A 22,142-nucleotide genomic window follows, 5' to 3' on the forward strand; every position below is an offset into this window, starting at 1 on the left:
GATTAATTCATAAGAGAAAGCAAATTTTCATCATTTTCCTTTTCTTATTCATCCAAACAAACTATCTTTGCCACGTTTTGTTCCGCATACCTCCGACCGATGCGAGGAAGCGGATGAAAAGGGAATCAGGTGCAAGTCCTGAACAGTCCCGCTGCTGTAAGCTCCATCTACCCTGAAAAGATAGGTTTACTTATCACTCACGCCACTGCCTGTATATATAATAAGGTGGGAAGGCAAGTAAACAGGAGTAAGTCAGAAGACCTGCAAAACGTAAAGTCATCGACCGCCGCTTTCGAGGAAAGAGCAGCGGTAAGAATGCGGTATTTATTCATTAATACTTTTTTAAAATGAGAGAAAACAACCAGGCTTATACGCTATGGCTTTGTCTATTTTGCAGCTTTCTCCTATTGTCGTTTGATATGCAGGCACAGGAGAAAAGAGATTCCATTACCGGAAAGGTGCATAAAATAGATGAAGTCACGATAACTGCCAAACGTCCGCCTGCCAAAATAACAACCGGCAGCCCTGTACAACTTATCAACAAGGAAGATATAAAGAACCTGGGATTACAGAACATGGCAGATGCCGTAAGGCGTTTTGCCGGAACCAACGTCCGCGATTACGGAGGCATAGGCGGTCTGAAGACCGTTTCCGTCCGCAATTTAGGGGCTGCACACACAGCTGTCAGCTACGACGGAGTAGTTGTCAGCAACAGTCAGGCAGGACAAATCGATATAGGGCGTTTCTCCCTCGACAATGTATCCTCTCTGTCATTAGCAATCGGACAAGATGAGAATCTGCTGCAACCGGCCCGTCTGTATGCTTCGGCAGGAGTACTCAGCATTGAAACAGAGAAACCCGTCTTCGAGAACGGGAAATCCTCTCTGTCACAAATACAAATCCGGGGAGGAGCCTTCGGCCACATAGCCCCATCCATACGCAGATGGCAAAAGCTGGGAGAACACACCAGCCTGTCGGCCGATGCATCCTTTATGCGTGCCGACGGTAATTATCCCTTCACACTAGAAAACGGAAAATACATCACTCAAGAGAAAAGAAACAATTCGGATATTAATACATGGCAGGGAGAGGCCAATCTGTTTCATACTTTCCATGACGAAAGTACGCTGGATGTGAAAGCCTATTATTTTTATTCCAAACGAGGACTGCCCGGTGCCGTCATTCTATACAACCCAAAGGCAGAAGAACGCTTGTGGGACGAGAATTTCTTTACCCAAGCCCGCTATAAGAAAAGCTTCTCGCCCAAATGGACTTTGCAGGCGCAAGCCAAGTTCAACCATTCATGGAACAAATACGAAGATACAGATGTGAAGTATGAAAACGGGAAGCAGACCGACATCAACCGTCAGGATGAATATTATCTGTCCGCCGCCGTACTTTATCGTCCCGTCAAAGGTCTGGAATTATCGCTCGCGCAAGACGGATTCATCAATACCCTTCACACCAATATCAACGACAGCCCCAATCCGGTGAGATACTCCTCACTCACAGCCCTCAATGCACGTTACCAATGGGGACGTATCAAGCTATTGGGAACATTGGTGGGAACTTTCATTACGGAAGAAGTAAAAGCAGGGAATACTCCCGACGACCGGAAACGCCTGTCGCCCACCCTGTCTGTTTCCATTCAGCCATGGAAAGAAGAACAATTATACGTCCGCGCAATGTATAAGAATACGTTCCGCGTACCTACCTTCAATGACCTTTATTATCTACGCATAGGAAACACCTCCTTACGCCCGGAAAAGGCACGCGAATATAATATAGGTGTCACTTGGAACGGCAAGCCGTTTTCGTTCACCGATTTCCTTTCTGTCACTCTCGACGGATATTATAATGAAGTAACCGATAAAATAGTGGCCTTTCCCAGCACTTACGTATGGAAAATGCAGAATTACGGCACGGTACATATCACCGGACTCGATGCGACAATTGCCACCTCCATACCGGTCTGCCCTCACATAAACGTAGGATTAAGCGGCAATTACTCTTGGCAAAAGGCAATAGATATGACAAATCCTGATGCCAAGAATTATAAAGACCAACTGCCCTATACGCCTCAGCATAGCGGCAATGCTTCGGCTACTATCGAAACTCCCTGGATTAATGTGGGATACAGTCTGACAGGAGTGAGCGAACGCTATTACATGGCACAGAATATTCCGGTGAATAAAATCGACGGTTATGTAGAGCACACAGCCACTTTATGGCGGGAGTTCCCGATGAAAGGCTGTCACCTCCGCCTTCAGGCAGAAGTTATCAACCTCACTGACAAGCAATATGATGTTATCAAATATTATCCCATGCCCGGACGTTCCTGGCGCATCACGGGAGTATTAAGATTTTAAACAATATAAATGTCTAACTTTTAAAAATTAATTATGAAACTAAGAAGCCTATTTTTTGGTACACTGTGTATGTTAATGCTGGGTGTTTCATTCACCTCATGTAGTGATGATGACGATGACAGCAAAAAAAACGATGAAGGTTCGAAGGTGGAATTGCCTGAAAACCGTGTCTATATTTTGAATATGGGATCTTATCAAAAAAACAATGCCGGCATCACATTCTATGCTCCGAACAAATCCCTAGATGTCATTGAAGACATTTTCTTCAAGCAAAACAATGCCAAATTGGGCGATACGGGACAAGATATGATAAGCTACAATAACCATATCTACGTGGCTGTGTATGGTTCAAAATACATCACCAAACTGAATGAGGCTTGTGTAGAACTGAAACGCTATGAATTTACAGATGAACAAGGACAGCCACGTTGCATGGTTGCCGAGAATGGAAAAATCTATGTAACCCTGACTAGCGGAAATGTAGCGCGTTTGGATGCCAATACATTAGCCTTCGAAAAGATGGTTGCTGTCGGTAAAAATCCGGAAGGCATTATTGAAGAAGATGGAAAACTGTATCTGGTAAATTCAGGATTCGGCTATGACAACCGTTTGTCTATTATTGATATCAACACATTTGATAAAGCAGAAAACATTGAAATATTCCAAAATCCGGAAAAGATTCTGGAAGCAGGGGACAAACTGTTTATTCAAGGTTACGGTGGCAATGACTATAACAATTATCCTTATCCTGTGGTTCTCTTCGACCCGATAACCAAGACGTATGAAGAAATAGGTAAAGGCGTCTATATGGCAGAACATGACGATATAGTATATGTCATCTATTCAGAAACGAACTATGCAGACAACACTTCCACACACACATTATACTCTTACAATGCCAAGACCAACGAGAAAGTAGAAAAAGCATTCGTGCAGATGCCTGATAAGCTAAAAACAAGCATCATCACCATGTTGAGCATTAATCCTGAAAATGGAGATTTCTACATTGGCGCAGGAGACTATACCACCAACGGAGACATCTACCGTTTCAAAAAAGATGGTACTTTCATTGAAAAGTTCGAATGTGGCATAGATCCTAAAGCAGCCGTATTTATTGACTAACCAATGAAACAATATTCTCTCTTTATTCACCTGATGCTTTCGGTCTTGCTTCTTTCCGCCTGCGGCGGAAGGAGCAAGACTTCTTCTGCTTCTATTACAGAAGAAGCAATTCCTTTGCGTTATGCAGAGAACCTCAGCCTGTCTGCAACCGAAGACTATACCATCGCCCGGCTGCGTAATCCATGGGATACGACCCGCATACTGCATACCTACGTCTTGGTTGACAAAGAAAAGCCCCTGCCTGCCGACTTGCCGGAAGGGACGCTTGTCCGCACTCCATTGAGCAAGGCCGTTGTTTACTCATCCGTACATTGCGGATTGCTCAATCAGATTGGCGCTTTGAAAAGTATCGGAGGAGTCTGTGATTTGAAGTATATCAAACTGCAAGAAGTGCAGGATGGCTGCCGCACAGGAAGCATCGCCGATGTAGGGGACGGCATGAACCCGGATATAGAAAAGATGATTGACCTGCACCCCGATGCCATTATGCTCTCCCCCTTTGAGAACAGCGGCGGATACGGACGGGTGGAGAAACTCAACATTCCCATTATCGAATGTGCAGACTATATGGAAACTTCGGCATTGGGACGTGCCGAATGGACACGCTTTTACGGACTTCTGTTCGGGCGGACGCAACAAGCAGACAGCTTGTTTGCGGAAGTGGAAAAGAACTATCAGGAGCTGAAAGCATTGGTTGCCCCCCTTTCATCCGCACCGAGTGTAATCAGCGAACTGAAAAACGGTTCGGCATGGTATGTTCCGGGAGGGAAAAGCACTTCGGCGCAACTATATGCAGATGCAGGAGCCAATTATGTGTTTGCTGCAGACGAACATAGCGGTTCCGTTCCTCTTGCTTTCGAAACGGTATTCGATAAAGGCCAGAATGCTGACTTTTGGCTCATCAAATATAATCAGGCCATTGACAAGACTTATAAGGAATTGAAGCAGGATTATGCTCCATACGCCGGTTTCCGTGCTTACAAGGAACGCAACATTTATGGATGCAACACAGGGAAGGTAGACTTTTACGAAGATTCTCCTTTCCATCCCGACCGATTACTGAAAGATTTGATAAAAATCTTCCATCCTACGCTTTTAGAAGGGTATGAATTAAAATATTTCACTAAATTAGCGGAGTAAACTTCTGTGGAGCAGGTTTTGCCTGTCCGAATGCATTCCCGAATGTATCTTTCTGTATGCATTCGGGCGGATACATGGGTCCGCCCCTACGGTAACAAAACAAAATGAGAAATAAAGGAACGAAATACGGCATCATACTGCTGCTCCTTATCCTTGCATTGATAGGAGCCAATCTGCTGTTCGGCTCGGTGAACATCCCTGCCGAAGCGGTGGGACACATCCTTTTGGGTAATGAAGTAGAAAAGGCAAGTTGGAGTTTCATTGTGTGGGAATCCCGCCTGCCACAAGCCATCACTGCCCTGCTTTGTGGAATGGCACTCGCTACATCGGGACTGATGCTGCAAACCACCTTCAATAATCCATTGGCCGACCCTTCCATTTTGGGTATCAGTTCGGGAGCCAGCCTGGGAGTGGCGTTGGTCATGCTGGCGGGAGCCGGTACAATCACTGCCGGCGCGTTTACCCTCTCCGGTTTCATTTCTGTCATTATCGGCGCATTCATCGGTTCCATGATAGTGATGGGGATTATTCTTTTCTTCTCCACCTTGATAAAGAACAGCATCATGCTGCTTATTATAGGAATCATGATTGGCTATATCACCTCGTCTGCCATTTCCCTGCTCAATTTCTTCGCCACGGCAGAAGGAGTACACTCTTATATGATTTGGGGGATGGGCAACTTCGGAGGAGTATCCTTACAGCAGCTTCCCTTCTTTTCCGTAGTCACCGCAGCGGGACTGCTGATTACCATCCTCTTGATTAAACCCCTGAATGCCCTGTTGCTGGGCACCCGATATGCCGAAAACCTGGGAATCAACATCCGTCGCACCCGCAACCTGCTGCTTATCGCCACCGGACTGCTGACAGCCATCACCACCGCTTTCTGTGGGCCTATCTCTTTTATCGGACTAGCTGTGCCGCACATTGCCCGCCTGATGCTGGGAACATCCAACCACAACTCGCTGCTGCCTGTCACCATGCTGACAGGAGGAGCCATTGCACTGCTCTGCAACTTCATCTGTATTCTGCCGGGCGAAGCCGGTATCATTCCGCTGAATGCCGTGACTCCTGTCATCGGTGCGCCCATTATCATTTATGTCATCGTAAACCAACGTAAAATTCAATATTTCAATTAATGAAGAAGCACGCAGTCATCACCGCAACGGATTTATGTATCGGTTATCGCACCCATAAAGAAGAAAAGAAAGTGCACGAACATCTTTCTTTCCGACTCTATCCGGGCGAACTGACCAGCCTGCTTGGAGCGAACGGAGCCGGCAAATCAACTTTACTCCGTACATTGTCTGCCTCGCAACCCTCATTGGCAGGAGATTTGCAATTACTGGACAAATCTTTACACCACTATTCAGAAAAAGAACGTTCACGCACCATTGGCATGGTTTTGACAGACAAGACACAGGCCGGAGGATTGACCGTATATGAACTGGTAGCCTTGGGACGCCAACCGCATACAGGCTTCTTCGGACGCCTCCATCCCAAAGACCATCTCATTATCAAAGAAGCATTGGAAGCCGTAGGCATTGCCCACAAAGCCGAAAGCTATACTGCGGAGCTTTCGGACGGGGAACGGCAAAAGGTAATGATAGCCAAGGCATTGGTACAAGAGTGTCCGCTGATTATATTGGATGAGCCGACTGCTTTTCTGGATGTGGTAAGCCGTATTGAAATTATGACCTTGCTGCACAAACTGGCTGTAGAGCAGAACAAAGCGATTCTGCTGTCTACCCATGACATTGAACAAGCCTTGGTGCTGTCCGACAAACTTTGGCTGCTGTCCAAGGAACAAGGATTGCAATGTGGAACGACGGAAGATGTGATTCTCAGCCATCGAATGGAGACTTTATTCTCACATGAGAATATTCTGTTTGATTACAATCACGGCATCTACTATCCAAGAGTGGATGGGAAGAAAGAAATCAGGGTGGAAGCCAGGAATGATACTCTGCTGCATTGGACAATCAATGCACTGAACCGCCACGGTTATACCTGTCTGCTATCCGAAGAAAAGAACCCGAACACGCCTCACCTCCTTGCATTATCGCCTGACAAGCTGGTACTTACATGGGAAGGGGAAACACAAACGTATTCCTCCTTCGAAAGTTTATTGACACAGTTCTATTAAAAGATTCAAATTCTTCAGACTGCCTGAGGTATTCCAACAGGCAGACCAAGCCTTTTCTGACTTAAGATTAAGGGATTACTTGCAGTCACCTACTATGTGTCCCACTACAGCATAACATACGTCCTGCTACAGTGGGATGTACGTCCTGATGCAATGGAACGTAGTAATCTTCCGTATAAGAATCCTTAGCCCACCTATAAGAATCCCTTAACCTGACCGGCACAGGAACTAATCCAACTCATCATCCAACGCTTCCCGCATTGCTTTTATTTCTCCCTTGATTCGTCTGCGGACTCTAAATCCTATATACAGACCGATTAGCAAGCCACAAAAAGCACCATAAAGGGCATAGACTTCATGTAACAAATACAACTCTACTATAAAGCAGACCAGCACCGGAACAGCCAGGGATATTCCAAAAAGCATGCCCGTCTTTTGATATTTCTCTAATTTATAGGTGGCAATCAAAGCCTCTTTCACCGTCATCCGTTTGTAATCCAAGCGGGCGAGTTTCCACCATATAAAGCCTTTGTGGGCAGCCATGACCATAAAGAACACAAAGAACATATATACTGTCCAGTCCGGAAATCCTTCCACATTTCGTTGTATCATCACTATCCAGAATGGAGTCATCAGGCATATACTTGTCATCATCTGAAATTCCCTTATCAACCGCTGCTGTGAAGAGACTGCACGATTCTGTGTAATCCGACTCACCGGCGCCTCGTTCTCCGATTCCAGTTTATCCATCTGTTCATCCATCATTTTCCAACCTTTTTTCAATTCTTCCAGTTCCATAGTTACTCCTTTCTATTGATTTGCCAATCCATTTAATTTTTCCTTAATCCGCTTCAATTTCGAAGCAATATTATTGCGCGAGATACCGGTGATTTCGGCAATCTCTTCATACGACCGTTCGTCCAGCCACAACAGAATGATGGCTTTCTCCAAACGGTTGAGCTGACTGATGAGCCGGTACATCTCGCGCAGATGTACCGCTTTCTCATCGCTCTCATCAATCATCAAGTCGAACAGGCTTTCCAACGACATAGTATCCGTAATCTTACTGTGTTTGCGATAGAATGATATACAAGTATTCAGACTCACCCGATAAATCCAGGAGGAAATCTTCGCTTCTCCTTTAAAACTTCGGAATCCTTGCCACAGATGTATCAAAACCTCCTGATGCAAATCTTTCAAATGCTCCTCGTCTGTGGCATAGAGATAGCAGACCTTGTAAATCAGTCTTCCATACTCTTTTATCAGAGTCAGAAACGCTTGCTCATTCTCCTTTTTTCCTTTCATATTCTCCTTTTTTACATAAGACGCAACCTTTCCCGAATAGTTGCAAAGGGGGATGTATCAAAACTTCCCTTTTATAGAAATCGAGGGTGTGTCAAAACAAAAATGACCCTTCCGAAAAGTGACAGATTGTAACTGCCAAACTTAAAAGAGCCATATCGAACTCTATTTCGAGTAATGATACGACTCCTTCTCTTGCTTTTTAGGATGCCCAAGTTTCAGATTAAAAGTCCTTCTTTGGTTTAACTTAGTTTTGATACACCCTCCCTGTTTAGTTTATAAACAACTTCGCATAGAGTATAAACAGACAGATGACAAGTGTCTGGGAAAAGCCCAAACGGTTAGTTGACCGTATTCCGGAACAAATAAAAATCCTTCCGCCCCTCTTACCGAACAGCGGTATAAAATGAAGTATCTTAAACTTTATCGGCAGGGAGAGTGAACACCATCCGGCAGCCTTCCTTATAATCAGAGTCAATCATAATCTGTCCTCCCAATAATTGTGCAGCCAGCCGACTGATAGCCAGTCCGAGCCCTGTACCCTGAGTAAATTCATCTACCTTGGTAAAACGCTCGAACACCCACTCCTGCTTGTCTTCGGGTATGCCGATGCCGGTGTCTGTCACCACTATCTCTATATGCTGTGCATCCATCGACAAATGGCAATCCAACGTTATTTTCCCTCGAGTAGTAAACTTGATTGCATTCAGCAATAAATTATCAAGTACTGTCGCTATCAGTTTTGAGTCAGAACAAACAGGATATTCATTTTTCCAAGAGTCGAACAACAATTCCACCTCCGGCTTTAAATCGTCTTTCACACGTTTCAACGCCAAAGAACATAAATCGTTTATGCTGACCGGGACCTTCTTAATCTCTTTATCCATTGTATCAAGAGTAGAAAGCTCCAGAACATCCCCTACTAGTTTCAACAGGTTATTACTGTTTTCCGTTATTACGCTTGCATACGTTTTCATGTCCTCCTGACCTCTCAGTTCCTCGACAAGCACTTGTGAAAAACCCACAATAGAGTTAAGAGGCGTTCTTATCTCATGACTCATGTTTTGAATAAAAGCACTCTTCATGCGACTGGCATTCTCGGCACGCTCCTTCTCTTTGACAATAATCTTATCAGCTTCAGTCAATGCCATATTCTTCCGGCGCAAATCAAACTCAGAATGACGCAAACGCCTGTTCAGTCTCCACAGCTTAAAAGTAAACACACACATCACTAGAATAAAGATTCCCAATCCTATCAAAGATACATAGGTCGTATGCAACTTATGTCTGCTCATGGCAAGCTCCAACTCACTGTTTTCTTTATTAAGACGTGAAACATCCATGATTGTCGCAAACTCTTCCAAAGACACCTGGGCATCCCGTCTTTCCAGCGAATCACGCAACTGAACGTATAAATTGTATTGCTCATTCGCTTCCTTTTCACGACCGGGAACCATTTGAAGAGCTTCCGCTTTTACCTTTAAAAAGCGCAACTGATCCACTCTGCTTTTATCATAAGACGACTCATATAATTCCACTATTTTACTATACTCTCCGGTCAACCAATAATAATATGTTTTAATATCACACAAATCATTGTCCATATCAGGAAGGTTTAAAGCTTCCGCCTTCCGGATAAGCTGTTCTACTTGCCGCGCATTTCCTTTCCTCCACCAATAAAAAGCATCATTCTTCATGACTAACAATTCTTGGGAAGGACGTTTCACCGCCGCGTATGCTTTTTCCAATATGGGCTTGGCTTCTTCTGTCTTATTCAGATTTATCATATCATGAGCCAAAGTAGCGTATATCAGACTAAGGTTAAAGTCTTCAATGTCGTATTGTTCTATCAGTTCTACCACCTTCTTTTGATATTCATAAGCCAATTGAACATTATTTTTCAGGCTATAGACATTCCTCATTGACTTATAACAAGAAATCAGTCCGGGCATATAATTCTCTTTTGTGGCTTCTTCCTGCATAGCTTTCAATTCCAGCAAAGCCAAATTGAATTGTTTCTTTATAATATAGCCCTCTATGTATCTTCCCCATATCCAATAATAATACTTAGGCTGGCCGGTCTGTCTGGCAAAACGCTTCACCTCTTCCGAATAGTAGCGAAGGCTGTCCATATCCATTCCACAGAAATAAAAATAACTGGCCTTATGACACAGGGCGGCCGCCTGCGTACGTTTATCTCCCAATTTTTCAGCCATTCTAAAAAGAGTATCAGCCGCTTGAAGAATCCCGGGTGTTCTGCTGATTCTCTCACACCTTTGATAATAAACAAAGAGCGTACTGTCCATGTTAAACTGATTATTTTGTGCAGTCATAGAAAATACACAAAGCAGGAATATTAAAAAGGGGAATAACCTTTTCATAAAACAATGATTTTAGTAAATTCACAAATGTAGTTAATATTAAGAGATTACCATCCTCTTTTGCATAAAAAAAGACTCCACCACTTTATTTACATTCAGCTGTGAAGTCTTTTCCTAATATATATTTACAGAGAAATTATTCTTTCATCAAATAAGCCTTGAAGCTATCAAAGTCTTTATCCATCGGAATACTCTGCTTGGTTCCTTTCATGAACTCCTGCAGCTTGGCGGGAATCTCCACTTTGCCGCCAATGATAGCTTCCACTGTTTCAAGGAACTTTGCCGGATGCGCCGTTTCAAGAAAGACACCGGTCTCGCCCAGTTGCAAGCTTTCCGAGAGGGCGCGATAACCGCAAGCTCCGTGCGGATCGAGCAAATAGCCTGTTTCCCGATAGGCTTCCTTCACTGTTTCGCGAATCTGTTCATCTGTATAGGTCGCACCCGAGATTTCCGCTGTAATGGCAGCGTGATTGTTATCGTACAATGCCAGTACGCGAGCAAAGTTACTGGGGTCGCCCACATCCATTGCATTGGCAATGGTAGCGACGGAAGGACGCGGATTGTATGTTCCGGTCTGCAAGTATTGATAGAAGATATCGTTCCGATTGTTGGCTGCTATAAAGCGTTTCACAGGCAAACCCATGCGCTTTCCGAACAGACCGGCCGTAATATTGCCAAAGTTACCGCTAGGCACACATACCACCATCTGATTCGCCTTTCCTTCTTTCTTCAACTGCGCGTATGCATAGAAATAATAGAATGCCTGAGGCAGGAAGCGGGCCACGTTAATAGAATTTGCCGAAGTCAGTTTCATGTGCGCATTCAAGTCAGCATCCATAAACGCATTCTTTACCAATGCCTGACAATCGTCAAACGTACCGTCCACTTCCAAAGCCGTAATATTCTGTCCCAGCGTAGTGAACTGCTTTTCCTGAATTTCGCTGACCTTTCCTTTCGGATAAAGTACATACACATGGATACCTTCCACTCCGAGGAAGCCATTGGCTACTGCACTGCCGGTATCTCCCGAAGTAGCGACCAGGACATTCACCTGCTTCTGCCCTTCTTTTTTAATGAAGTAACCCAGCAAACGAGCCATGAACCGTCCGCCCACATCTTTAAAAGCCAAGGTAGGGCCATGAAACAATTCCAATGAGTAAATATTATCCTTCACCTTTACGGCAGGAACATCAAAACCCAACGTATCATAAACAATCTGTTTCAATGTATCGGCCGGCACATCCTCGCCAAAGAAAGCATCAGCCACCCGATAGGCTATTTCCTGAAAAGACAGGTGTTCTATGTTATCATAAAATTCTTTCGGCAACATTTTAATAGCTTCGGGCATAAATAAACCTTTGTCGGAAGCCAGCCCCTTCACAACAGCTTCTTCCAATGAAGCAGCCGGGGCCTGATGATTGGTACTATAATATTTCATAATATAGATTGTTTTTTAATCGTTATGCAGCGCAGGAGCTGCCATAAACTCGTTCATAAACTCATCTTCTTTCATCACTCCGTAACTGCCTTCCACACAAGCCACCTCGTCAAATGTCTGTACATTGTCCGGCTCTATGCCCGGATAATAAATGAGGAAAGGCACCGGCTCAGCAGTATGTGTACGCAGTTCGCAAGGTGTAGGATGATCGGGAAGCACAGCTATGGCAACCGGTTCCGTCCAATCTTTTACCGCCTCATAGATAGGACCGACAGCCCGCTTGTCCAGATTTTCAATCGTGAGCTGCTTCAACTTAAAATCCCCCTCATGCCCCGCCTCGTCACTGGCTTCGATATGCAGATATACAAAGTCGTCTGTCCGAAGCGCTTCCAATGCGGCGGCAACCTTGTTTTCATAATTTGTATCATAGAGTCCTGTTGCCCCTTGCACGGTGATGCGGCGCAATCCGGCATAATATCCGATTCCGTTAATCAAATCGACAGCCGAAATGACCGCACCTTTCCTGATATCCGGATACTTCTCTGCCAATGGTTCCATCTGCGGACGATAGCCCGGACTCCACGGCCAAATGCTGTTGGCGGGGTCTTTACCTTCGGCTATACGCTTCTTGTTAACGGGATGTTCAGCCAGCAATTCTTGAGATTTCAGGATAAGGGCATTTATCAGTTCTGCCGTTTCCTGTGCTTCCGGCACCTCGGCCTTCACCATCAGCGGACGGAAAGATTTCAACGGAACGTCATGGGGAGGTGTGCAATCCAAATGCTTATTGCCTCCTTTTATCACCAATAAATGACGGTATTGCACCCCTGTATAGAAATGAATGCGGTCTGTGCCCAACTTCTCTTCCAAATAGTTAATCAACACATCAGCTTCTTCGGTGGTGATATGACCGGCAGAATGATTCTTTATATTATCTCCTTCGATGCAGATAATATTGCAACGCATCGCCATGTCACCCGGTTGCAGGTCTACTCCGATGCTCGCCGCTTCCAACGGACCGCGCCCTTCATACACTTTCGGCAGATTATAGCCCATAACCGACATATTCGCCACTTCGCTGCCCGGATGGAAACCCGGTGCAACGGTCATCAGCCTTCCGGTACGTCCCATACGGGCAAGCTTGTCCATATAGGGTGTAGCAGCATACTGAAGCAATGTTTTATTTCCCAATGATTCAGCCGGCCAGTCGGCCATACCGTCACCCAGAATAATAATGTGTTTCATAAGCCTAAATGTTTGCGATACTCATGATGTCGGCAAATACTCCGGCAGCAGTAACACTGGCACCGGCACCGTATCCTTGTATCATCATTGGATATTCTTTATATCGTTCGGTGGTAAGCAGGATAATATTATTACTGCCTTCCAATCCATAGAACGGATGTTTGCTGTCTACTTCCTGCAGAGACACGCTGCCTTTACCGTTTTCCAGTTTCGCAACGAAGCGCCAACGCTTATTCTCGTTTTCCAACTTCTGACGACGAGCCTCAAAATCAGCATCCAGCGACGGGACTTTCTTCCAGAACTCTTCCAAAGCCCCTTCAAAGAAATCATTCGGTACAAAAAGATGTTTTTCCACATCTGTCTGTTCCAACTTGTATCCGGCCTCGCGCGCCAAGATAACCAACTTGCGGATTACGTCTTTTCCACTCAGGTCGATGCGCGGGTCAGGCTCCGAATAACGTTCTTCCTGTGCCATCTTGATGGTTTGGCTGAAAGGCACGTCTGCACTAATCTTATTAAAGATATAGTTTAAAGTTCCACTGAGCACCGCTTCTATCTTCAAAATCTTATCACCACTATTTATCAGGTCATTGATGGTATTGATAATCGGCAGCCCCGCACCCACATTTGTCTCAAACAAGAACTTCACTCCCCGTTTGCGAGCTATTTGCTTCAACTCGCTATAAATGGAATAATCCGATGAAGCGGCAATCTTATTGGCTGCCACTACAGAGATATTATGCATCAGGAACTCTTTATAAAGAGAAGCTACTTCGGCACTTGCCGTACAATCCACAAAAACAGAATTGAAAATATTCATGCCGATAATCTCGTCATGCAGCACACCGGCAGAAGACGGAATTCCTTTTTCTTCCATCTCTTCCCTATAAGAAGCAAGGTCAATGCCCGCACGTGTGAAGAGTGCACGATGCCCGTCGGCAATGCCCACTACCTTCAGCTTCAAGCCACGTTCCTGCATCAACTTCTGTTGCTGGCAACGGATTTGTTCTATCAGGCTGCCGCCTACCGTACCGGTACCACAGATAAACAAGTTCAATACCTGATACTCCGACAGGAAGAACGAGTCATGGATGACGTTCAAAGATTTGCGAAGAGACTTAGCCTCCACCACAAAAGAGATATTGGTTTCGGAAGCACCTTGCGCACAAGCTATCACGCTGATACCGTTACGTCCCAATGTTCCAAAGAGCTTTCCGGCAATACCCGGCGTATGCTTCATGTTCTCGCCTACAATTGCAATAGTAGCCAAATTCATCTCAGCCACCACCGGACTGATTTCACCCATTTCTATCTCTTTTGCAAATTCCTCATTCAGCACCTCACAAGCCAATGCAGCATCCTGATTACGGACACCGATGGAAGTGCTGTTCTCTGAAGAAGCCTGAGACACCATGAACACACTGATGCCATTCTGCGCCAATGCCTTAAAGATGCGGAAGTTGACGCCGATTACTCCCACCATGCCCAAGCCTGTCACCGTAATCAGGCTGGTATCATTGATAGACGAAATACCTTTAATGGCCTTTGAGCCTGAATCGACTTCCTGCTTGATAATGGTTCCGGGGGCCTCGGGGTTAAAGGTGTTTTTTATCAGAATAGGAATATTCTTGTGACACACCGGATAGATAGTCGGCGGATAAACCACTTTCGCACCAAAGTTGCAAAGCTCCATAGCCTCTACATAACTCAGCTCATTTATGGTATAAGCAGTGCTGATGACACGCGGGTCGGCAGTCATAAAGCCGTCCACATCCGTCCATATCTCCAGACTGCCGGCATTCAGAGATGCGGCAATGATGGAAGCTGTATAATCCGAACCGCCACGTCCCAAATTAGTCACTTCTCCGCTATTCTTGTCAGTAGATATAAAACCGGGCACCAGTGCCACCTGCGGAATTTCATCAAATGTTTCTTTCACCAACGAAGTGGTCAGTTCCGAATCCAGAATATGCTTGGCATGTTTCTTCTCAGTCTTGATAAAGTTGCGCGAATCATACCACACAGCTCCCTTTATCAGCGTTGCCGCAATAATAGACGACAAACGTTCACCGTAGCTCACGATAGTTGCAGAAGTCTTGGAAGACAAATCCTTAATCAGATAAATACCTTGAAAGATATCTTTCAACTCGCTCAGCAGTTCATTGACCTTATCCAGCAATACGGTGCGTCCTTCGCCCGCCGGAATAACGGTGTACACCATCTCAATGTGACGGTTCACTATCTCACGATACTCTTTTTCATACTCCGCATCGCCATTAGCTGCCATTTGCGAAGTATTGATTAACTTGTCAGTGATGCCACCCAAAGCAGATACCACTACGATTACAGGCTCTTCGGCAGCCTCTACTATCTGTTTGACTTTTAAAATACTGTCCACGGAACCTACGGACGTTCCGCCGAATTTCATTACTTTCATGCAATTACCTATTTTGTTCCGGCTCTTTTCCCCTGCATTATCATCTCCTTTTCAGTTCAGGACACTATATAACACGTCTTCAGTAACGGAATAAGCCGTATCTGTTTACAATAAAATAAAATTAAATGCTGTTTTTGCTTACGTCCGTAAGCGTGTATCACGTAGAAACACTATATACTATCCTTAACCCCGAGGGGTCATTGTTGTGGATGTAGACATGGAGGTCATCATGCGCCCCATCCCAAAAGTAGTTGTATGCAGATAGTACATTGTCATTTTATAACCGTTCTTTCCTTTTTGTTTGAACGATGCAAATATAAAAACTATTTCTTACAATCTATCACGAATCTCGTTTTTTTTGAGAAAAACAGTAAGAATTACTCTTTTAATAACAGAAATAAGACAAAAAGAAGTACAAAAACCGTCTTTCACAAGCGTTTTTATTGTGAAAGACGGCAATGACAACCAAGCAATGAGCAAATCACTTCTTCAGTTTACCGATAAACATGACATTGTTATCGTTTTCGTCCAATGATTCAAGCAAGCCTTTCAGCAACTCTTTGTCTTTGTCGGTACAATCGGGTGCGGCCATACGTTTTTCTATGTTTTCCATCAGCACTGCCGGCTCATACATGGCAAAGAACCAACCGTTAGTGAAATTCATCGGTGCAGGAAGACCGCCAAAATAGTCATTCACCAACTTCACATAGTGTGAATTATTGTTCTTGTTGTCTACCACAATAGTTCCTTTACCCCAGACCGTAGCAAGATATTTCCCGGGAAGTTCATCGTAAATCAGGAATACATCTTCTCCCACAGGAGGATTGGACAAGGCAAACTGTGCTTCTATCTTGTTGGCAGCAGCATTATAATTATATAATGTATCGACAGGCATCATCATGTATTTGAAGCCTTCCACATTATTATAACTCCATATTTCGTTATTAAAGCCAACGAAGCTACCGTTTTTATCACGTGGATTTATAGCCTGCCCAGCCGTCGGTATATACTTGGTGATAGTGCTATCCGGCGTAATAACAGCCCCCATCATTTCACTCATACCCTGAAAACAGAGATGAACAAGAGATATACTTCCATCGGGGTTGAGTGACAGTTTAGGTTTGTTGAGCCTTTCCCCTAAATCATAATCTGTCACAAAGGTGCCGTCCAGGTTATACTTCAATATCTTAGTGCTTCCGGCAAACGGGGCAAGGTATATCGCCTTATTCTTCTCATCAATCAATTCACTATACAACGAGCCTGCATATTCGCCGGGCCCCTGTCCCATCGCTCCTATGTCATGCAGAAATTTCCCTTTATGATTAAACAACTTAAATACGCCTCCGCTTTGGCGGATTCCGATATAGTTGTCGGTGATAGCCGGCCACCACATTTTAAACAGTGCCGTATCGACATTTTCAAACCTCACCAACTGGCAATCTTCCACCCACTCGCTCAGCGGCACATTCAGGGTATCCTTTACTTTCGCAAAATCACATAGTGTGAGTGTATTGCCATTCTGTTCTAATCTTGTAATGGTGCCATCGTCTTTCGATGACGGGCCACAAGCTGCAAGAAGGGCGGTCGCCAGTATTGCAGTACTCATCAACAACTTTGTTCTTTTCATAATAGTACGATTTTTTAGTAGATTGTCCAAATGTAAGAAACATATTCCGAAGAAACAAACAATTATCGCTTTTTCTTCATACATTAATTATAAAAGCCAAATTCCTGTTTCTATTTTCAAATCTCTGACTGTCTGTTTCTTACTTATCCCTTAATTATTCCGGCAAAGCATATCATCGTCCCGCCAAGCACGTTTCTGCAGAATCATTGAAACAGAAATAGTTCGGTTGTCTGCCTATGCTCTCCTATCGTTTCTCGTCCTATACCGTTTGCCAGACGAACCGTTCAGTATTGCTTCGCCACGGAGGTGAAGAGATTTAACCACGGAGGTGGTTAACGTTAATCACAGAGGTGGTTAGACTTAACCACCTCCGTGGTGAAGCAATATCGAACTGAGATGACAGACTTAAGCATCGTACAAAGATAAAAAGACGGATATATACGTTCGAAGACAGGCCGTTTGTCTGGTATTATAGTAACAAAAAGTTTTTTGATTGAATGAATTATCGTAATTTTGTGTGCATATAACAGATTTCTCTCTGAAACCTATAATCATTAAACACATAATATAAAAGATGAAGCACTATTATTTTATTTCCTTATGGTTTATCATGTCACTGCTATGCACCGCCTGCCATTCCAATCATCCGCAGATACAAGCTGCGTATGACTTGATAGAGCGTGTCACACCCGGATATGGTAACCAGTTCCAACTGGAACTGATTGATTCTGAAAATGGAAAAGATGTCTACGAGATAGGCAGCCAAAACGGAAAAGTACTATTGCGGGGTAACAATCCGATAGCACTTGCCACAGCCTACAACCAATATTTGAAATATACTTGCAATGCACATGTGTCTTGGTTTGGCGACCAACTCAAACTGCCGGCAACATTGCCTCTCCCGATTGAAACAACCCATAACACCATCAATGGCAAGTATCGCGTTTACATGAATTATTGCACCGTGAGTTACTCGGCTGCATGGTGGGACTGGGAACGATGGCAACGCGAACTGGACTATATGGCAATGAATTCAATCAATATGCCTTTGTCTGTCATCGGTCTGGAAGCCGTATGGTACAACACACTGCTGAAACATCATTTCACGGATGAGGAGGCACGGCATTTCCTTGCAGGACCGGGTCATGCTGCATGGCAATGGATGCAAAACCTGCAAGACTATGGCGGACCGCTTCCCAAATCATGGATAGATTCCCACATCCGGCTGGGCAAACAAATCATACAGCGTGAACTGGAACTGGGTATGCAACCCATCCAACAAGGTTTCTCCGGTTACGTGCCACGCGAACTGAAAGATAAATATCCCCATGCCAAAATACAGCAACAGCCTTCGTGGTGCGCTTTTACCGGCGTTGCACAGCTCGACCCCACCGACTCGCTGTTTCAAGTAATCGGACATGATTTTCTGGAAGAGCAAAAGAAGCTTTACGGTGCCCACGGAGTGTATGCTGCCGACCCATTCCATGAAAGTGCCCCACCGATAGATACTCCCGAATACCTGTCGGCTGTGGGAAAATCCATTCACAAGTTATTCAAAGATTTCGATTCATCGGCTGTATGGGCGATGCAGGCATGGAGTCTGCGTGAACCAATCGTGAAGGCCGTTCCCAAAGAAGACCTGTTAATTCTTGACCTCAATGGTGCAAAGTGCCGAAAGGACAGCGCCTTTTGGGGATATCCCGCCATTGCCGGAAATCTGCATAACTTTGGCGGACGCATCAATCTGCACGGCGATTTGCCGCTACTGGCATCCAACCAATACGCCACTGCCGCAAAACGCTCACCGAATATCATCGGTTCAGGTCTCTTTATGGAGTCCATCGAACAAAATCCTGTCTATTATGACCTTGCATTCGAGATGCCCCTGCACCGTGACAGTATCAATGTGGAAAAGTGGCTGGCAGAGTATGCGCAACGCCGTTATGGAGCTGTCTCTCAAAATGCCGAGACTGCATGGAGTGTCTACTTACTTCATTCGGCTTATGCACGAGGTACAAACGGAACAGAGTTCAGCTCCATCATTGCCGCACGCCCCGCACTTGACGTGAAAAAGTCGGGACCGAATGCCGGCTTTGCCATTCCTTATCATCCGGCCGACTTGATACGTGCAGAAGCCCTTCTCCTGCAAGATGCAGACAGGTTGGGAGACTCCCGCCCCTATCGTTTCGATATTGTCGACATACAACGCCAAATCATGTCAAACCTGGGACAAGCTATTCACAAGCAGGCGGCAAAGGCATTTAAAGAAAAAGACAAGACAGCCTTCCGCCTCCACAGCCAACGCTTCTTGGAACTATTGAAGGATGTGGATACCTTATTACGCACCCGCCCCGAATTTAACTTCGACAGATGGCTCACTCAGGCGCGCCGTTGGGGAACGACTCCCGAAGAACAAGACTTATATGAAAAGGATGCCACAGCCCTGTTTACGATATGGGGGGCAGACAAAGACCCTTTCATCTTTGATTACGGTTGGAAGGAATGGGCAGGACTGATAGACGGCTATTACCTGAAACGGTGGGAGAAGTTCTATGCCATGCTTGAAGAACATCTGGATAAAGGTACGGAATATTCGGAGAAAGGTTTGCCACTCACGCATAACCGCGAGGCTTTCCGCGCCAATGAGTTCTATAGTTCACTGGGCGATTGGGAACTTCAGTATGTATCGACTCCCGGAAAGGCGCGTATTCCTGTCACCGAAGGTGATGAAATAGAGACCGCGCAGAGGATGTACCGCAAGTATACTGCCTTGGCCGACGAATATTATCGGGAAGGTGTGCAAAGCGATGAAGTGAAAGAAGAAAACAGATTTGAGAATTTGGGAAAGAAATAAAGAAATATTTCCATACCTTTGCTGTATGAAAGAAAAGACTGTATATATATGTAGCAACTGCGGACAAGACTCTCCCAAATGGATTGGCAAATGCCCTTCTTGTGGTGAGTGGAACACGTATGTAGAAGAAGTGGTGCGCAAGCCGGCAGCCGGCACCCGTCCGGTGTCGGGACTGGAACCTGTCAAGAGCAAGCCTGTCATCCTCAGCGAAATAACGGGTGGCGACGAACCGCGCATCGATATGCACGATGAGGAATTGAACCGTGTGTTGGGCGGCGGTCTGGTTCCCGGATCGCTGGTCTTGCTGGGCGGAGAACCGGGAATCGGAAAGTCCACCCTTGTGCTGCAAACCGTTCTGAGGCTGCCCGAAAAGAAGATACTGTATGTTTCCGGCGAAGAAAGCGCACGGCAGCTGAAGCTGCGTGCCGACCGCATCCGCCATAACTCCTCGGACTGTCTGATAGCATGCGAAACATCTTTGGAACAGATTTATGTGAACATCAAAAATACGCGGCCCGACTTGGTTATCATCGACTCCATACAAACGATATCGACCGAGACGATTGATTCTTCTCCCGGAAGCCTGGTACAAGTGCGCGAATGTTCTGCCTCCATTCTCAAATTTGCCAAGCAGACAAACACGCCAGTCATTTTGATTGGACATATTAATAAGGAAGGAAGCATAGCCGGTCCGAAGGTTTTGGAACACATCGTCGATACTGTCTTGCAGTTCGAGGGCGACCAGCATTATATGTATCGCATCCTGCGCAGCATCAAGAACCGTTTCGGCAGTACTGCCGAATTAGGCATCTACGAGATGCGGCAGGATGGATTGAGGCAAGTAAGCAATCCCTCCGAATTGCTGCTGAGTCAAGACCATGAAGGAATGAGCGGCGTAGCCATTGCTTCTGCCATCGAGGGGGTTCGCCCATTCCTCATTGAAACACAGGCGCTGGTCAGTTCTGCCGTCTACGGTAATCCTCAACGTTCTGCCACAGGCTTCGACCTGAGAAGAATGAACATGCTCCTTGCCGTACTGGAGAAACGGGTCGGATTCAAGCTGGCACAGAAAGATGTCTTTCTCAATATAGCCGGCGGACTGAAGGTCAATGACCCTGCCATCGACTTGTCTGTCATCAGCGCTATCCTGTCAAGCAACATGGATGCGGAAGTGGAACGAGATACCTGCATGGCGGGTGAAGTGGGGCTGAGTGGCGAGATACGTCCGGTGAACCGTATCGAACAACGAATCGGGGAAGCCGAAAAACTCGGATTCAAGCGTATCCTTATCCCCAAGCACAACCTTCAGGGAATGGATACCAAGAAACTGAAGATAGAAATCATTCCGGTCAGAAAGGTGGAAGAAGCGTTCCGGGCCCTATTCGGATGAGATACATAAAACTGTTTTTAAACTAAAGAACCTACATCAATGACTAACGATAATTCATATACCCCAAGTTGTGTGGACTGCGGAACACAGAACTGCAAGTTCAAAGACCGTACATATCCCGAATTCTGCCTGACGACCGGTCTGGAGAAAGACGATTTGGAGTGGGCATTGGAACGCTATGACGAAGGACAAAACCACGATGTCATGGTGGCCAGCGCCGAAGTGGAGTTTGAAGGCTATTGCCGGCTCACCCGTGTGGAAGAAATCATGACCTTTGCACGCAAGATGGGATATCAGAAAATAGGTATTGCCAATTGTATCGGATTAATGAATGAAGCACGAATCTTTGCCCGAATTCTGAGGGCCAACGGATTCGAAGTTTATTCCGTGATATGCAAAGTGGCGGGAGTGTCCAAATCATCCGTCGGTATCCCTCAGGAATGTGAAGCCATCGGAGCTGCCATGTGTAACCCTATCCTTCAGGCACGCCTGCTCAACCGCGCGCATACAGACCTGAATGTAGTTATCGGACTTTGCGTGGGACACGACAGCCTGTTCTATAAATATGCAGACGCCTATTCCACTACCTTGGTAACAAAAGACCGCGTCACCGGACACAATCCGGCAGCAGCCCTCTATACGGCCAATTCATATTATCGCAAGAAACTCATGCCCGACAACAAATAAAAAAAGA

At 45.4% G+C, this 22,142-nt stretch carries 15 protein-coding genes and 1 riboswitch; of the genes, 8 read left to right on the plus strand and 7 right to left on the minus strand.

The window, feature by feature from the left end; all coding sequences use genetic code 11:
* Window positions 1-60 precede the first annotated feature (60 nt).
* Window positions 61-283, plus strand: a riboswitch (cobalamin riboswitch).
* 64 nt (window positions 284-347) lie between these two features.
* From IR173_RS11115 to IR173_RS11135, 5 genes are all read left to right on the plus strand, one after another.
* Complete coding sequence (locus tag IR173_RS11115) at window positions 348-2,369, plus strand: TonB-dependent receptor (RefSeq protein ID WP_237039669.1); 2,022 nt, start codon at window positions 348-350, stop codon at window positions 2,367-2,369.
* A gap of 33 nt (window positions 2,370-2,402) precedes the next feature.
* Window positions 2,403-3,491: a YncE family protein gene (locus IR173_RS11120; protein WP_237039670.1), complete on the plus strand. Its 1,089-nt coding sequence runs from the start codon at window positions 2,403-2,405 to the stop codon at window positions 3,489-3,491.
* A gap of 3 nt (window positions 3,492-3,494) precedes the next feature.
* Window positions 3,495-4,631, plus strand: coding sequence for an ABC transporter substrate-binding protein (locus IR173_RS11125; protein ID WP_237039671.1), 1,137 nt, complete (start codon window positions 3,495-3,497; stop codon window positions 4,629-4,631).
* Window positions 4,632-4,735: 104 nt separating this feature from the next.
* Window positions 4,736-5,767: an iron ABC transporter permease gene (locus tag IR173_RS11130; RefSeq protein WP_237039672.1), complete on the plus strand. Its 1,032-nt coding sequence runs from the start codon at window positions 4,736-4,738 to the stop codon at window positions 5,765-5,767.
* Window positions 5,767-6,774 (plus strand): ABC transporter ATP-binding protein, encoded by a 1,008-nt coding sequence (locus IR173_RS11135; protein ID WP_237039673.1) that lies wholly within the window; start codon window positions 5,767-5,769, stop codon window positions 6,772-6,774. The genes IR173_RS11130 and IR173_RS11135 overlap by 1 nt, the downstream gene beginning before the upstream one ends.
* Window positions 6,775-7,002: 228 nt before the next feature.
* On the opposite strand, the gene IR173_RS11140 is transcribed toward IR173_RS11135, so the two are convergent.
* The 7 genes from IR173_RS11140 to IR173_RS11170 form a co-directional block, all read right to left on the minus strand.
* Window positions 7,003-7,572 carry a hypothetical protein gene (locus tag IR173_RS11140; RefSeq protein ID WP_237039674.1) on the minus strand — a complete coding sequence of 190 codons (570 nt, stop codon included), beginning with the start codon at window positions 7,570-7,572 and terminating at the stop codon, window positions 7,003-7,005.
* Window positions 7,573-7,584: 12 nt separating this feature from the next.
* A complete protein-coding gene (locus IR173_RS11145; RefSeq protein ID WP_237039675.1) occupies window positions 7,585-8,079 on the minus strand; it encodes an RNA polymerase sigma factor in 495 nt (164 codons plus the stop codon).
* Window positions 8,080-8,492: 413 nt separating this feature from the next.
* Complete coding sequence (locus IR173_RS11150; RefSeq protein WP_237039676.1) at window positions 8,493-10,292, minus strand: sensor histidine kinase; 1,800 nt, start codon at window positions 10,290-10,292, stop codon at window positions 8,493-8,495.
* 301 nt (window positions 10,293-10,593) lie between these two features.
* Entirely contained in the window at window positions 10,594-11,895 is a 1,302-nt protein-coding gene (gene thrC / locus IR173_RS11155; protein WP_237039677.1) for a threonine synthase, read from the minus strand.
* Between the two features lie 15 nt (window positions 11,896-11,910).
* The gene (locus IR173_RS11160) at window positions 11,911-13,140 is read right to left on the minus strand and encodes a cofactor-independent phosphoglycerate mutase (RefSeq protein WP_237039678.1); all 1,230 of its coding nucleotides are present in this window, start codon (window positions 13,138-13,140) and stop codon (window positions 11,911-11,913) included.
* Window positions 13,141-13,144: 4 nt separating this feature from the next.
* Complete coding sequence (thrA, locus tag IR173_RS11165) at window positions 13,145-15,577, minus strand: bifunctional aspartate kinase/homoserine dehydrogenase I (RefSeq protein ID WP_237039679.1); 2,433 nt, start codon at window positions 15,575-15,577, stop codon at window positions 13,145-13,147.
* Between the two features lie 481 nt (window positions 15,578-16,058).
* Window positions 16,059-17,204, minus strand: coding sequence for a 6-bladed beta-propeller (locus IR173_RS11170; RefSeq protein WP_237039680.1), 1,146 nt, complete (start codon window positions 17,202-17,204; stop codon window positions 16,059-16,061).
* Window positions 17,205-17,778: 574 nt separating this feature from the next.
* Between IR173_RS11170 and IR173_RS11175 the strand changes: the two genes are divergently transcribed.
* Genes IR173_RS11175 through IR173_RS11185 form a run of 3 tightly spaced genes read left to right on the plus strand, consistent with a single transcriptional unit; the run spans window position 17,779 to window position 22,135 of the window.
* Window positions 17,779-20,058 carry an alpha-N-acetylglucosaminidase gene (locus tag IR173_RS11175; RefSeq protein ID WP_394800666.1) on the plus strand — a complete coding sequence of 760 codons (2,280 nt, stop codon included), beginning with the start codon at window positions 17,779-17,781 and terminating at the stop codon, window positions 20,056-20,058.
* Between the two features lie 25 nt (window positions 20,059-20,083).
* Window positions 20,084-21,448, plus strand: a complete 1,365-nt coding sequence (gene radA / locus IR173_RS11180) for a DNA repair protein RadA (protein ID WP_237039681.1) — start codon at window positions 20,084-20,086, stop codon at window positions 21,446-21,448.
* 39 nt (window positions 21,449-21,487) lie between these two features.
* Window positions 21,488-22,135, plus strand: coding sequence for a DUF1847 domain-containing protein (locus IR173_RS11185; protein ID WP_237039682.1), 648 nt, complete (start codon window positions 21,488-21,490; stop codon window positions 22,133-22,135).
* The last annotated feature ends 7 nt before the right edge of the window (window positions 22,136-22,142 follow it).

The sequence above is a fragment of the Phocaeicola faecalis genome, assembly GCF_021730445.1.
GTDB lineage: Bacteria > Bacteroidota > Bacteroidia > Bacteroidales > Bacteroidaceae > Phocaeicola > Phocaeicola faecalis.